This is a genomic window from Amycolatopsis sacchari (assembly GCF_900114035.1).
Lineage (GTDB): Bacteria > Actinomycetota > Actinomycetes > Mycobacteriales > Pseudonocardiaceae > Amycolatopsis_E > Amycolatopsis_E sacchari.
Genome location: NZ_FORP01000014.1, coordinates 55,761 through 69,670 on the forward strand (window position 1 = coordinate 55,761; position 13,910 = coordinate 69,670).

Consider the following 13,910-nt stretch of genomic DNA (forward strand, 5'->3'; position numbering starts at 1 on the left):
TTTTTGTACACGCCCCCGACTCACCCCGGGTACTCCCCGCTCAACAACGCCGCCGCCAGCTCGATCCGCGAGCGCAGCCCCGTCCGCGCGAACAGCCTGCTGAGCCGGCCCTCCACGCTCTTGTCGCTGGTCCGCAGCACGAGCGCCAGCTGCTTGTTGCCCAGCCCCTCCGCGACCAGCACCGCCAGCAGCCGCTCGTTCTCCGCGACCGTCACCTGCCGCCCCGGCACCGCGACGTCGTGCTCCCGCATCACGTTCCGCAGCCACGCCCGGTACAGCAGCGCGTCCAGGTCACCGAGCAGCCGGTACGCCTCCGGCAGCAGCTTCGGGCTCGCCGCGCCGTGCCGGACGAGCCGGTCGATCACGAACGACAGCTCGGCGGGCTGCCCGCGATCCCTGGCCAGCGCGAGGCACGCCGCCCCCGCCGACGGGTCCTGCTTGATCATCGCCCGCAGCAGCAGCACGTGCAGCTCCGCCCGCCCCGTCCGCAGCGCCTCCGCGATCCGTTCCAGCTCGGTGAGCTGCTGCAGCGCGTCCGCCGTGTCCCCGCGTTCCAGCGCCAGTTCGCCCAGCTGCAGGGTGATCTCGTCGGCCCCGATGAGCAGGCCGCGTCCCGCGGCGGCCGCGCGGGCGGCGGTGAGTTTCGCGGCGGCCTCCTCGGTCCTGCCGAGCACCCGCAGGATGCGCGCCTCGGCGCCGTCGAGGAGGTGGCCGAGCACCGGGCGCTGGTTCCGCGCCACCGCGAGCAGTTCCTGCGCCCCGGTGAGCCTGCCCCGTGACAACAGCAGCTCCGCGGCCGCCTGCTGGGTCCCGGCGCGGCCGGCGTCATAGCCTCGCGCGGTGCTGACCGCGTAGCTGCGCCGCGCGAAGTCGAGCGCCGCCTCGGCCTCACCCCGCAGGCAGGCCAGCAGTGACTGGTCGGACAGGTGCAGCAACGCGGTGTCGACGCCTTCGTCGGCGAGCAGCTGTTCGGCCTGCCGGAGTTCGCCCAGCAGCAACAAAGTCGTCACGTACGCGTTGACCTGCTGCAGCCGGTGCCGCTCGACGTGCCGCATCGGCCACCGTTCGCGGTTCGCGAGCGCGTCCCGCAACGGTTCGGGATCTCCGGCCCACAGCCGCGAAAGCACCTCGAACAACCCGCCGAGGCACGCCGAAGCCTCGTTGGCCTGCCACAGGTTCCGCGTGCCGCCGAGCAACGCACCCGCCTCGTTCCAGCGGTCGAGCATGCACAGCGCGACCGCCCTGGTGACCGTGCGCGGCGCGGGATCGTCCGACCAGGACAGCCGGCCCGCCGCGAGCTCCTCCAGTTCTGCTGTCCGGCCCACGCTGTGCAGCGCGCACACGGCCATCACCTGGACCTCCTGCGCGACCTCCGGCGGCAGCTGGTCACGCAGGTCACGCAGCAGCGGCTGGGCCCCCTCCAGGCTGCTCGCGTAGTCCCCCCGCACGTAGCAGCTCGAGGCGTACATCAACTGCGTGATCACGCGTTGCGCACGGTCGCCCGCGAGTTCCCCCGCCGCACGCAACCACCGCGAAACACGGTGGGACAGCTCAGGGTTGTCAGGCAGCACCGCCGCCGCACGGGCGAGCAACTCGCTGTACGCCCGTGCGGGATCGACGAGCCGGCCCGCGACCGCCAGCTGGTCGGTCAGGTAGTCCGGATCCGCGCTCCGCGCCTCACCAGACCACAGCGCTGTCACGGCTTTCTCCGCCAGCGTCCGCCGTTCGAACGGGCCCAGGGTCGCAGCGAGCGTGGCCGCGACGACGGGGACGGTGAACCGCCAGCCGCCGTCACGCCGGTTGTGGTGCAGCACCCCCTCCGCGCACAGGGCCGCCAGGCGCTCCCGGACCTCCTCCGCGGGCACCTCCAGCGCGTCGGCGACGAGGCCGGCCGCGACCTCGCCGAGCGGGTGCAGCACCGCCATCGCCCTGGCCACGGCCCAGGTTTCCGCGCCCAGCACGCGGATCACGCGCAGGAGCTGGTGGTCCGGGGGCAGTGCCACGGGATCCGCGCCGGGCACGAAGTACGCGTGCCGCGAGACGACGCGCAGGACGTCGTCCCGCCGCATCACGTCGATGACGTCGTGGAGCGCGGCGGGCAGTCCGCGGGTCAGTGCGGCGAGCCGGTCGACGAGCGCGTCCTCCGGCGCGGCCTGCGTGGTTTCCCGCACGGTGCGGGCGATCTCCGTGCGCCCCATGGGGTTCAGTCGCACCTCGTGCACCAGGCCGTCCGCGCGCAACCGGCGCAGCGCGGCGAGCCCTTCCGTGCGCAGGATCCCGGAGGTCGGCGTGCGGATGGCGCAGACGCACGTGACCGTCGTGCCGGTGATGCGGCGCACCAGGGCTTCCAGCACGGCGAGGGTGTCGGCGTCGATCCACTGCACGTCGTCCAGCAGCAGCACGGCGTTCCCGGTGACCAGCAGCGGCGCGGCGGCCGCGGCGGCACCCCAGCGGGCCGCGCCGGGATCGGTCGCGGCGCCGGCGACCGGGCCGAGCGGCGACCACGACGGCGCGGGGCTGTCCGGGGACGGCAGGGGTTCGGCGGGCGGGCGGAGCCGGCGCTCCTGGCTCCCGCCGGGACGCAGGGCGAGCCCCGCGGGCACGCCCGCGGCGGTCGGGGCGAACTGGGTGGTGACCGTGCGGATCCGGCGCTGCGCCAGCGCTTCGCGCAGCCGCGCCAGGAGTGTGGTGCGCCCCACCCCGGCGGGCCCGGTGATCGTGACGAGCGGCGGTTTCCCCGGCGAGCCGACGATGTCGAGTATCTCGTCCACGGCCACGATCATCTCCAGACTCGCGCGTTCCGGCTGCTCCGGTGTTCCCGAACGAACACGGCGTCGTGATCGAAGGGGCGACTGGCGTGAACTTGGACGTCGCAGGTCAGAAGCTGGTTCCGGCAGGAGTTGCCCGCACGGAGGTGTTCCATGGGGGAAGTTCCCCAGTGTCGGCTTTCGCGCCGGTCCGAACGGTCCTCTCACGTGCCCGATCGATTACCACTGGCTCAGCCGCGCGCCGGACCGGACGGGTTATCCGGTCGCGGAACGGCCGGAGCCGGGTGCTCGTCGAACAGTGGCGAACCGTGGGACGAGGTGCAGCGGGAAGGAGCGTCGGATGGCCCGCCAGCGTGGTGAACTGGTCGGGAGGCAGGCCGAGCTGGCAGCCCTCACCGAGGCGTGCCGCGGTAAGGACCCGGCGCTCGTCGTCGTCAGGGGTGCCCGTGGCAGCGGCCGGACGGCGCTGCTGACCCAGCTGGGCCGCGAGCTCTCCGGCACGGTGCTGGCCATCCCGTTCGCGCGGATCGACCGTCCGGACTGGGACCTCTTCGGCGCGCACGCGGTGCTGACGGCGATCCGCGAGCAGTTCGAGAGCCTCGGTGCGAACCCCCGGCTCGCCGAATCGATCACCGCGGTGAGCCGGTTGTGGACGGCGGAGACCTACGCGTCGGCCTGGGGCCAGTCCGCCCTGCTCACCGAGCTGAGCAGGATGTTCGCCCGCATCGCCGCCGAAGGCCCCGTCACCGTGCTGGCCGACGACATCGACGTCGTGCCGATGGCGGTGCTGGCCGTCGCCCCGGCCCACCGCGCCGGTCACCACGTCGTCGCCACGTGCCTCGACGAGACGCGTGAGCCGGACGAAACGGCGCAGCTGTGTGCGCTCGCGGACCGGACCGTCGACCTCGCACCGCTGTCCGATGAGGACGTTGACGCACTGGTGCGCCAGCTGGCCAACACCCCGGTCGACGCGGGGTTGAGCCGGGCCCTGCGGGCGAGCCTCGGCTCGCTGTACGGCAACCCCGGCACCGTCCGGTCCACTGTGGCCGACCTCCGCGAGCGCGACCGGCTCGTGTTCGTGAAGACCCACCTGTGCCTGCGCGACCCGGCCGAGCCGGTGGCGCTGCCCGCCGGTCACCCGCTGCTCACCGAGGTCGACGCGCTGGGCGAAACCGGGCGGCACCTGGTGGTCCTGGCTTCGAGCGCCGCCGGTTTCGCGGTCGACGAGACCCCCGTGCTCGCCGCGGCGACCGGCAGGTCCGCGAGTGAGTGCGGCGCGGCGGTGGACCGGCTGGTGCGCGCAGGCGCTCTTTTGAGCGACCCACAGGGAAAGCTGAGCTGTCCGTGCCCGGCGCTGGCCGCCGCGGTGCGGGAACGGATGGGGCCGGACGCCGTGGCCGCCTTGCACGCGGCCGTCGCCGGGCAGTTGCTGGCGATGGGCGACCGCATGGCGCCGGACCCCGGCGTGCTCGCCGACCACGTCGCGGCCGCGGGGCGCGCGTTGCCGCCCAGCCCGGAACTGGCCGCCCTCCTGCAGGAGGAGGCGAAGCGGGTCGCCACCCGCGACCCGGCGTGTGCGGCCGAGCGGCAGTACGCCGCCCTGCGCCACGCCGACCGCGACTCGGTGCAGACCGAGCTGGTCCGGTTGTTGTTCCAGGCGGGCAAGTACGACCGCATGGCCGAGCTGGTGGACGAACTCGCCGCCACCGACAGGCTGCCCGCGAGCACAGTTGCCCGAGCCGAACTCGCCACGGCGGCGGCGTTGGCGTCCGTCCACTTGGGACAGCCGGTCGCCGCGCGCGTGCGTGCGGCTCTGGGGGAGCACGAGGCCTTCCGCTTCTGCGACCGCTGGTTCGCCGGGGACCCGGTGGCAGCGCCGGAGCTGGTGTCGGCCTTCGGAGGGCTCGCGGCGAGCTGGCCCACCCCGGCCGTGGAGTTGCGGCGCCGGACGATGGCCGAGTTCGGGGGGCCGTGTGCGATCCGCGACCTCGCCACGGTCTTCCGGTCGATGTTCGGCCCCGCCTACCGGCTGCCGGATTCGGGGCCGCTGGCGGCTTTCCACCGCGTGGTGACCGGTTTCCGCGAGGCGAGGTGGCCGGACGCCGTCAGCGCCGCGCGCGAGCTGGAGACGTGCGAGCACGCCGACCCCGCGATGCTCGCGATCGCACGGCTGCTCGCCGCCGAGATGTGCGTGTGGCACGGCAGGGATCGCCGCGCCGTGGCGTGGCTGGAGTCGGTGGAGCGGACCGGCCGGTTCGGCGTGCTGCGGGGCTGGGTGGAGTGCGGGCTGCACCACGAGGCGGGCGAGTTCGACGAGGCGCTGCGCGTGGGCTGGGATGCCTACACGCAAAGGGAAAGCGGTGAACCCGGCCAGCACCGGCTGCTGGTGCGCCTGGCGATCATCGCCGTCGAGGCGGGCCGGACGCGATGGGCGCACCAGGCGCTGCGCGAGGCGGAGGCCCGGCACACCCGGGAGGACAGCGCCGTGTCGCAGGAGACGGTTTCGCTGGTGCGCGGGCTGGTCGAGCGGGACGGCGCCGCTGCGGAGGCGGGCGAGCGGCTCGTGCGGGCGCGCGGTCACCTGCCGGATCTCGCGTGGGCGTGCCTCGTGGCGGGCCAGGTCGCGGAGGAACCTGACCCGTGGCTGCACGAGGCGTACCGGCTGGCCCGCGAACTGGGCGCGACGCGGCTGCGCGCGAAGGTCAAGCAGCACATGGAAGGGCGCGGCGTGCTCGCGCCGGTCGCCCGGTCGCGGCGCGCGGAACTGTCCGAAGTGGAGCTGGCGATCGTCGAGCTGATCCGGCAGGGCCGCACCAACCGGCAGATCGCGCTGAAGCTGCGGATGAGCGAGAAGACGGTGGAGAACCACCTCACGCGGCTGTTCCTCAAGGCGGGCTGCCGGACGCGGCACGGGCTCGCGGCGGCCAGCCTGCAGGGGCGGCTCGAAGCGGTCGGTGCGTGAGGGAGGAACGCAGGTGAGTCAGCACGTCATCCCGGTCACCCAGAGCGCGGGCACCGGGCACAGCCGGATCGCCGACGCGGTCGCGCGCGCGGCGGAGGGCGCGGTGATCGTGGTGGGGCCGGGGCGGTACACCGAGAACCTGGTGCTGGACAAGGCGGTCACCATCACGGCGGAGCACGGTCCCGGCACGGTGCGGCTCGTCGCCGACGAGGGGGTGACCGTCGTGCTGACGGCCGAGTCGGCCGCGTTGTCCGGGCTGGTGGTCGAATCCACGGACCCGGAGAACCCCGCGGTGCTCGTCACCGGCGGGCAGCTCAGCCTGACCGAGTGCGAGGTGCGGGCGGGCAGCTGGGCGGCGGTGTACGCGCGGGACAGCGGCGCGGTGCTGATGCGTGAGTGCGAGATCCGCAACGACCAGGGCGCCGGGGTCGTCGTCACGTCGCCGGACGGCGGGGTGCTGGACGGCTGCCGGCTCGGTGAGCTGGGCACGTCGGCGGTGGTGGTGGCGGACGACGGCGGGTTCCGGGTGCGGGCGTGCACCGTGGACACGGCGTCCGGCAACGGGATCTGCCTCAACGGCCGTGGCAGGCTGACGGTGGAGGACACCGCGGTGAGCCGCACGGGCAAGCCCGCGGTCGCGGTGGAGCAGGACGCGGGGATGACCGCGACGAGGCTCACGGTCTCCGACAGCGGCGGGATCGGCTTCTACCTGGCGACCTCGGGCAGCGTGGTGCTGGAGGACTGCCTCGTCGAGCGCGCCGGTGCGGAGGCGGTTTTCGTCGCGGAGGCGTGTGCGCCCTCGTTGCGGGGCTGCCGGGTCCAGGGCGCCGCGGGGAGCGGCCTGCGGTTCACCGGCCGCGCGGCGGGCACGGTGACGGGTTGCGAAGTGTCCGATGTGGAGGGTCCGGGTATCGCGCTGGCCGATCGCAGCGGCACGGAGTTCGCGAGCGTCGTGGTGAGCGGTTGCCGTTCGGGTGTGCGGATCGACGACTCGTCGGACCCGTTCTTCCGCGGCCTGCGGGTGCGGGGGTGCGACGGGGCGTCGATCGAGGTCGCCGGCGGCTCGCGGGGCCGGCTGGAGAACGTGGAGATCGACGGCGGCGCGGGTGTGGTCGTGACGGGCGGCGCGCGGCCGTCGGTGGGTGGCCTGAGCATGCGCGGCGTGAGCGACGCCGGGGTCGTGGTGACGGGTGCCGCGCTGACGTTGTCCGAAGGTGACCTCGGCGGGTGCGGGGCCGAAGGCGTGCGGGCTGAGCAGGGCGCGGAGGTCACGTTGGAGCGGTGCCGGGTGCACGGCAGCGGCGGTGCGGGCGCGCGGTTCGCGGAGGGCTCGACGGGCACGGTGGCGGACTCGGAGTTCGTGGGCGGCGCGGCGGACGGGTTGTTGTTGGAGACCGCGGACGCGGTGCGCGTCACGGGTTGCACGGTGCGGGACAACCGGGGTTGCGGGGTGCGCAGCCTCCAGCCGACCGAGGCGATCGTGGTGGCGGGCCTGACGAGCACGGGCAACGGCATGCCGGACGCGGTCGGCACGGCGGCGGCCGCGGCGGTGGCGGAGCCGGTCGCGCAGCCGCAGCGGCAGAAGGCGGAGGCGGCGTCGGACCCGCTGGTGGAGTTGCAGCGGCTGGTGGGTCTCGCGGAGGTGAAGCGGGAGGTCACGTCGCTGGTCAACCTGAACAAGATGGCGCAGCGGCGGCTGGACGCGGGGCTGTCGGCGCCGCCGATGGCGCGGCACCTGGTGTTCGCGGGCCCGCCGGGCACGGGCAAGACGACGGTCGCGCGGTTGTACGGGGAGATCCTGGCGCAGCTGAAGGTGCTGCGTTCGGGGCACCTGGTGGAGGTTTCGCGGGCGGACCTGGTCGCGCAGATCATCGGTGGCACGGCGATCAAGACGACGGAGGCGTTCACGTCGGCGCTGGGCGGTGTCCTGTTCATCGACGAGGCGTACACGCTGTCGTCGGGCCGCGGCGGCAGCGGCCCGGACTTCGGCCGCGAGGCGATCGACACGCTGGTCAAGCTGATGGAAGACCACCGCGACGACATCGTGGTGATCGCGGCGGGGTATTCGAAGGAGATGCGGGAGTTCCTGGAAGCCAACCCGGGTATGGAAAGCCGTTTCAGCCGCACGATCGAATTCGTGAACTACACGCCGGAAGAACTCGTCACGATCGTGCGCTTCCAGTGCGAGAAGCACGATTACCAGCTGGCTCCGGGGACGGAAGAGGCCCTGCTGCGGTATTTCGAGGAGATCCCGAAGGACGGCACCTTCGGCAACGGCCGCACGGCGCGGCGGGTGTTCGAGCAGATGGCGGACAGGCAGGCGTCAAGGCTGGCGACCGCGACCGCAGTAGAGGCAGCGGACCTGATGCTCCTCACCCCGGAGGACCTGGGGGTTTGACGGGCGGGCCGGCCGTGTGATGGCTAGGCTCCGCCACTGTGGACGATCGGAGAGGGCTCCCGTTGTGGGGCCTACCTGGTGCCGGGCGGATCGCCGCGCTTTCGCTGGGCGTGAGCGCGGCCGTCGTGGTCGTCCTGGTCACGCTGGGTTTGACGGCTCCGACGGGCACGCACCCGTTCTTCTACCTGGGGCTGGCCTTCCTGAGCGGAGGCGCCGCCAGTCTCCTCTTCGGCGGGGTCGGCGTAGTGGTAGCGCGAGACCGCACTCCGACCATCCCGGCGCTGGACGCCGACTTCTTCGCCGGAGTCCGCCGTCTGGTGCTCGCGATGTGGTGGTGTGCCCTGGTGACGAACGCCCTGGGCATCCTCATCACGCTCTCGATCGCGGACGGCGCCGGTGGTGATGCCCCACTCCCGGCCCCGCGGCTGGCCGCCACCTTTGTCGCGGCGGTCGTGACCATGGCCACCGCCACCACGACTTCCGTCTCCATGAGGCGGATCCTGCCTCGCGGATAGCGCCGCGACGGACTCTGCCTGCCGAGGATCGCCGCACGTCAACCAAAAGTCAGGCGAGGTGGCTGCGTCGTGTAGATGTGGACTTCGCCCCAGTCGCCGGTCAGTTCGTAGTGGTCGTTCCGGTACACCATGGTGTCGATGTTCCCGAGGTCGACCTCACCCGTGGCATCGGTGAACGTGAGGTCGCTGCGGCGAGGCCAGCGGACGCCGGTCACCTCGGCGAAGACGAGTTCGGCCTTGGCGTAGCAGTACTGCTCGTCGGGGGGCGGCGTTTGGTACCGGGGGTGCCCGGGAGTCAGGACGAGGTCGAGTGAGAACACCACGGTGCCCGGGGTTTCGGAGATTCCGAGGACGTAGCTGTCCTCCAGGTAAACGTCGGTCAGGTCCGGGAATTCGGGGTAGTTCTTGGTCATGACAGGTCCCACTCGATCGGGGTGTGGTTGCCTGGGCTGCGCCGGTTCACCGGGTTGCCCTGCGGGTCGATTCGCTGCCCATGTTCGTTCCTCAGCTCGACGTGCGGGTTCTCGCTGCCAGGCGTGCGCGAGCTGCCCTGCTTGATCGTCATCCGCGGGATGCCGTTCTCGTCAACGTACTTGGGTGGCCCGTTGGGCGTCTGGGTGCGGGTCCAGCCCTGGGATTCCGCATAGCGCTCGAGGTCGGACGCTTTCGGCGGTGTCCCCTCCTTGAACTGCTCGGCCAAGCCCTTGGCGGGGATGGGGGAAGCAGTCGGCTCCGCGTCACCACCTCCGCGCTGAACGACTTCGACGTGGTCGTCACCGGCAGCGTTCACCGCCATGTGTGCGACGGCGCCCGCCGTGATCGTGGCCCCGGTGGCCATGCCCGCCGCGGACACGGCGTTGAGGGGAACACCGGCGACCGCACCTACGCCCGTGGCGTCCAGGACGATGCCGATTCCTTCTCCAGCGGCGCTGACGACCGTGAGCCCGGCGCCGGCCGCGGCGGCCAGCACGTCGCCGGGATGGTTGAGCATGGCGTTGCCGAACGACGCCAACCCGTTCACCAGATGGGCCCCGACGTCGGCGACGAAGTTGCCGACGTCGTCCAGCCAGCTCGACTTCTCCGGAGCGGCGGCTGCGCCGTTCCGCAACGCGTCGGCAGCTGTGTCTCCGGCTTCCGCGAGTTGGCTTCGGGCGCGGGCGAGCAGCGCGCGTGCCGCGTCGCGGTCACCCGCGCCGGGGTCCGTGAACGGCGGTGTGGGTTGGTTGTTCGCCACGGCCTGGTTGTGCTCAGCCGTCGCTCTCGCGGTCGCGGCTTGCCCCTGGTTCCAGCGCGCGATGGCTTCCCCAGCCTGCGTCTGGGCCCATCGCAACGTCGCGGCATAGTTTTCGAGCGCGTCGGCAGCCGAGCCAAGGGCATCCGCGGCGGCGAACCACTTGCGTGGCTCGTAGCTGAACTTGTCGTGGAAGGCGCGGGAGGCGGGCCCCTCCCAGGAACCGGTATCCACGGCCAGTAGCCCTTGCGCCGCGTTGTCCGCCTCGTCCGCGCGCGCTCGCAAGACCCGGGCGTTTTCCTCGATCGCCTCGGGCTTGCCCGGGATCAGAGCGGCCGGGTCCTGGGTGTCACCGAGTTCAGCCATCCTCCACTGCCCCCGTGGCAGGATCACCCGCGAGTGTTCGGGCAGTGGCCTCGTCGATGGCTTGATATGCCCGCACGGCCTTGGTCAGCGTCTCGCCGATCGCCCCCGCGTCGTCAGTGAGGACATCGAGGCCGTCACTCCACTTGACGCAGAAGTCCATCAAAGCGTCGTGCAGAGCCTCGTGGCCGTACAACTCGGGTTCCCCGCAAAGCCCCCGAAGTTCGAAGTTGTCCTGGTCCTGCACACTTCCTGTGATGCCACGTGCGGCCTGGTCGACAGCATCGATATCGACGTGAAATCCTGGGCCGTCCAACGCCAAAGCAATTCCCCCTTAATCACACGCGGGCACTCCGGGAACCATCTTGTTGTTCTGCTGTCGATCAGGCAAGGGTTGGCGCGCTGCCGGGTGATTGGCCGAACACGGCGTTGTTCCTGGTGTTTCTCGTGCGGCAGGTGGGATGCCGAACCCTTGTTGATCCCCGATCCCCGCGGTTGTCAGCAGCGCCTCAGCAGGCGACGTGCTCGGTGACGGGTTTGCTGAGAACGGGCCGACGACTCGCTGATCCGTTTGAGAGCACCGGCGAGCTTGTGGACGGAGTATCCCGCCTCCAGCCGATCGAGCGCTCGATCCGGCCAGTAGTCCGTCGGCCATTCCAATGCGAGTCGCAGCACCTCGTCCCAAGGCGGGGCGGATCTGGTGTCAGGAGTGTTTGTGAGGCGCATGACCTCGGTGTACGACTGCTCGAGCACCGGGAGCATCGCCATGAGCTTGTCCGACACCGGGTGGATAGCCGCCGGGGTTTCGCAGAGGATCCACTGGCCGTGGTCGTCGAGTCCGAGCGCGAGCCCGTGCCGGCCAATCGCCAGTACCGGCCGCGACTCGCCCTCCCGCACGGAGCCAGGCTAGCGGCAACCTTCGCCGGTCATCTCCTTGACGGCTCCGTGTCCGGCGCGGTCAACTGACCCAGTCCTGGCGACCAGACCGAACGACAGCTGAAAGACACCAGGGAATCCGTGTTCATCCGTCCCAGAAAGCGCCGGTTCACCACACTGGAGGTCCGTTGCCCAGCGTCGTCGCGTCCCTGTTGCTTGCCGCGACAGGTGGAATGTTGACAATCATCAGTTCGCTGTTGACTCTGCACTTTCAGGCCAAAGGGGCGCGCGCCATGCGGCTTGAGCAGTACGCGCGCGAAGACGCGTACCGCTTGTTCGACAAACGCATGGAAGCGTACGCAGCCTTGTACCTGCACATTGGAAGCGCACGCCAAGCTCTTACCCGGCTGGCCAGAGCCAATGAGGAAGATCGGGAAAGCAGGATGGGTGCCAAGGCCGCACGACACGATCTTTGGGCAGATTACACGCTTATTCGCCTGATTGGCTCGCAGGAGGTTCTTGACGCCACGGCGCAAATTCTGTTCTTCGTTGACAAGAGTATAGAGACTCGTACGTTCGATGCCGATGGTTTCATTCGGAAGCTCGACGGTTTCCGCGACAGTGCCCGGAAGGAACTGATCCACACCGATGGTTCTTCATCGCAACCGTCCCGTCGTGCCAATGCCGTAGACGACGTCAAGTGATGCCCTGCTCTGACCGGTGCCCTGGTCCGGTGGGTGTCCGTCTGGGCCTTCTCGCCCGAACGGCGCCAGTCCGGCCTGTCATAGAGCGGGCATCGTGCAGATGGAGGACTCTCCGCACGTGAAGACCTGGCGCGGGCCATCCGGGATGCCTTGACCGATCCGCCGGCGAACGCGAGCCGTTCACCGGTCCCGTTGCCGTGCGGCTCGTGTTCGTCACGGCACGGCCGAAGGGGCGGTCGACGCCGTCGACTCCGCGCACACCGTGTGGAAGACGACTCGCGCGCCACCGGATCGTCACCGCGAGGTAGACCGCAGCGGTGCCCGCGACGCGGACCGGCGCGCCGACCGCGACCGAGTACACACCCGGGTGCGCCCCGGCGGCTTGTGCGATCCGGCGAGTTTTCGGAAGCAGGTTCGCAATCGCGGGCCTTCAGACGGCTCGAAACCTGCTCTCACCTGGACCTGTGTGCCCCCGGCAGGATTCGAACCTGCGACACCCGCTTTAGGAGAGCGGTGCTCTATCCCCTGAGCTACGAGGGCTTACCGGCGTCACTCTACCGGCCTGCGGGGCCGCCCACGAGGGGGCTCCCGGTGAAACACGGTGCGGGCGAACAGCGTATCGACTCCAGCGCTACCACTGGGTAACCTTCCGTGACGGACGCGGAAACCCCGCTCCACCGAACCACCGGAGGGCCCGTTGATCAAGCTGGTTTTCGCTGACGACGAGGAGTTGGTGCGGTCCAGTCTGCGCGGGATGATGGCCGGCGCCCCGGACATCGAGGTGGTCGGGGAGGCCGTGGACGGGCGTTCCGCCGTCGAGGCCGCGCGCCGCCTCCAGCCGGACGTCGTGCTGCTCGACATCAAGATGCGCGCACCCGACGACGGGATCCGCGCCCTCCGCGCGATCCTCGCCCTCCCGACACCCCCGACCGTGGCCATGCTCACCACCTTCGACATGGACGAGTACGTGAGCCTGGCCCTGCGCCTGGGCGCCAACGGGTTCCTCCTGAAGGACATCGAGCCCGCCGCCCTGCTGCGCGCGGTCCGCGACCTCGCCCGCGGCGGCGCCGTCCTCGACCCCGGCGTCGCGGCCCGCATGGTGCGCGCCCACCGCGAGGGCCAGCGCGCCGCCCAGCCCGCGCGCAAGCTCCTGGCCAGCCTCTCCGAACGCGAACGCGAGGTCGTCGCCCTCATCGGGCAGGGGCTGTCCAACGCCGAGATCGGCGGCAAGCTCCACCTGTCCGAGGCCACGGTCAAGGGCTACGTCTCCGCGGTCCTGTCCAAGATCGGCGCCGCCAACCGCGTGCAGGCCGCGCTGCTCGCCTACCGCGGCGGACTCTTGGACCAGCTCTAACACCTTCTCAGGCGAGTCTCAGCACCGTCGGTAACACTGTCCACATGCGCATACTCGTTGTCGACGACGATCGGGCGGTCCGGGAGTCGCTCCGGCGCTCGCTGGAGTTCAACGGCTACCAGGTCGACCTCGCCGGCGACGGTGCGCAGGCACTCGAACGGGTCATCAACGACCGGCCCGACGCCATGATCCTCGACGTCATGATGCCCCGCCTCGACGGCCTCGAGGTGGCCCGCCGCCTGCGCAGCACCGGCGACGACCTGCCGATCCTCGTGCTCACGGCCCGCGACACGGTGTCCGACCGCGTCTCCGGCTTGGATGCCGGGGCCGACGACTACCTCCCGAAGCCCTTCGCGCTCGAAGAGCTCCTCGCGCGCCTTCGCGCCCTGCTCCGCCGCGCCTCCCGCGAGGAACAGGCGGGCGCCAACGCGGAGCAGCTCACCTTCGCCGACCTGACGCTCGACCCCGGCACCCGCGAGGTCCGCCGGGGTGAGCGCGAGATCAGCCTCACGCGCACCGAGTTCGCCCTGCTCGAACTGTTCATGTCGTACCCGAAGCACGTCCTCACCCGCAGCCGCATCCTCGAGGAGGTCTGGGGCTACGACTTCCCGACCTCGGGCAACGCGCTGGAGGTCTACGTCGGGTACCTGCGCCGCAAGACCGAGGCCGGCGGCGAGCCCCGGTTGATCCACACGGTCCGCGGAGTCGGCTACGTGCTCAGGGAAACCCCGCCGTGAGC

The 13,910-nt window shown here is 71.2% G+C and carries 11 protein-coding genes and 1 tRNA gene; 6 read left to right on the top strand and 6 right to left on the bottom strand.

Features of this window, described 5'->3' with window-relative positions:
• Window positions 1-20 precede the first annotated feature (20 nt).
• A complete protein-coding gene (locus BMZ92_RS22310; protein WP_177228820.1) occupies window positions 21-2,771 on the bottom strand; it encodes an AAA family ATPase in 2,751 nt (916 codons plus the stop codon).
• 337 nt (window positions 2,772-3,108) lie between these two features.
• On the opposite strand from BMZ92_RS22310, the gene BMZ92_RS36970 reads away from it, so the two are divergent.
• Genes BMZ92_RS36970 through BMZ92_RS22335 form a run of 3 tightly spaced genes read left to right on the top strand, consistent with a single transcriptional unit; the run spans window position 3,109 to window position 8,643 of the window.
• Window positions 3,109-5,730, top strand: a complete 2,622-nt coding sequence (locus tag BMZ92_RS36970) for an AAA family ATPase (protein WP_177228821.1) — start codon at window positions 3,109-3,111, stop codon at window positions 5,728-5,730.
• Between the two features lie 13 nt (window positions 5,731-5,743).
• Window positions 5,744-8,128: a right-handed parallel beta-helix repeat-containing protein gene (locus BMZ92_RS22330; protein ID WP_091510919.1), complete on the top strand. Its 2,385-nt coding sequence runs from the start codon at window positions 5,744-5,746 to the stop codon at window positions 8,126-8,128.
• Window positions 8,129-8,166: 38 nt separating this feature from the next.
• Entirely contained in the window at window positions 8,167-8,643 is a 477-nt protein-coding gene (locus BMZ92_RS22335; RefSeq protein WP_245783197.1) for a hypothetical protein, read from the top strand.
• Window positions 8,644-8,681: 38 nt separating this feature from the next.
• Here the strand turns inward: BMZ92_RS22335 and BMZ92_RS22340 are convergent, their stop codons facing one another.
• The 4 genes from BMZ92_RS22340 to BMZ92_RS22355 form a co-directional block, all read right to left on the bottom strand.
• Window positions 8,682-9,056, bottom strand: a complete 375-nt coding sequence (locus BMZ92_RS22340) for a hypothetical protein (RefSeq protein ID WP_091510924.1) — start codon at window positions 9,054-9,056, stop codon at window positions 8,682-8,684.
• Complete coding sequence (locus tag BMZ92_RS22345; protein WP_091510927.1) at window positions 9,053-10,240, bottom strand: putative T7SS-secreted protein; 1,188 nt, start codon at window positions 10,238-10,240, stop codon at window positions 9,053-9,055. Before BMZ92_RS22345 ends, BMZ92_RS22340 begins: the two co-directional genes overlap by 4 nt.
• Complete coding sequence (locus tag BMZ92_RS22350; RefSeq protein WP_245783198.1) at window positions 10,233-10,559, bottom strand: hypothetical protein; 327 nt, start codon at window positions 10,557-10,559, stop codon at window positions 10,233-10,235. The genes BMZ92_RS22345 and BMZ92_RS22350 overlap by 8 nt, the downstream gene beginning before the upstream one ends.
• A gap of 176 nt (window positions 10,560-10,735) precedes the next feature.
• The gene (locus tag BMZ92_RS22355; protein WP_091510928.1) at window positions 10,736-11,134 is read right to left on the bottom strand and encodes a hypothetical protein; all 399 of its coding nucleotides are present in this window, start codon (window positions 11,132-11,134) and stop codon (window positions 10,736-10,738) included.
• A gap of 167 nt (window positions 11,135-11,301) precedes the next feature.
• Here BMZ92_RS22355 and BMZ92_RS22360 point away from each other — a divergent pair, with 167 nt between their 5' ends.
• Entirely contained in the window at window positions 11,302-11,817 is a 516-nt protein-coding gene (locus BMZ92_RS22360) for a hypothetical protein (protein WP_143249923.1), read from the top strand.
• A gap of 467 nt (window positions 11,818-12,284) precedes the next feature.
• Here BMZ92_RS22360 and BMZ92_RS22365 read toward each other — a convergent pair.
• A tRNA-Arg gene (locus BMZ92_RS22365) sits at window positions 12,285-12,357 on the bottom strand.
• Window positions 12,358-12,514: 157 nt separating this feature from the next.
• On the opposite strand from BMZ92_RS22365, the gene BMZ92_RS22370 reads away from it, so the two are divergent.
• Entirely contained in the window at window positions 12,515-13,171 is a 657-nt protein-coding gene (locus BMZ92_RS22370; protein ID WP_091510932.1) for a response regulator, read from the top strand.
• A 44-nt stretch (window positions 13,172-13,215) separates the two neighbouring features.
• Window positions 13,216-13,908, top strand: coding sequence for a response regulator transcription factor (locus tag BMZ92_RS22375; RefSeq protein ID WP_091510935.1), 693 nt, complete (start codon window positions 13,216-13,218; stop codon window positions 13,906-13,908).
• Window positions 13,909-13,910: the final 2 nt, after the last annotated feature.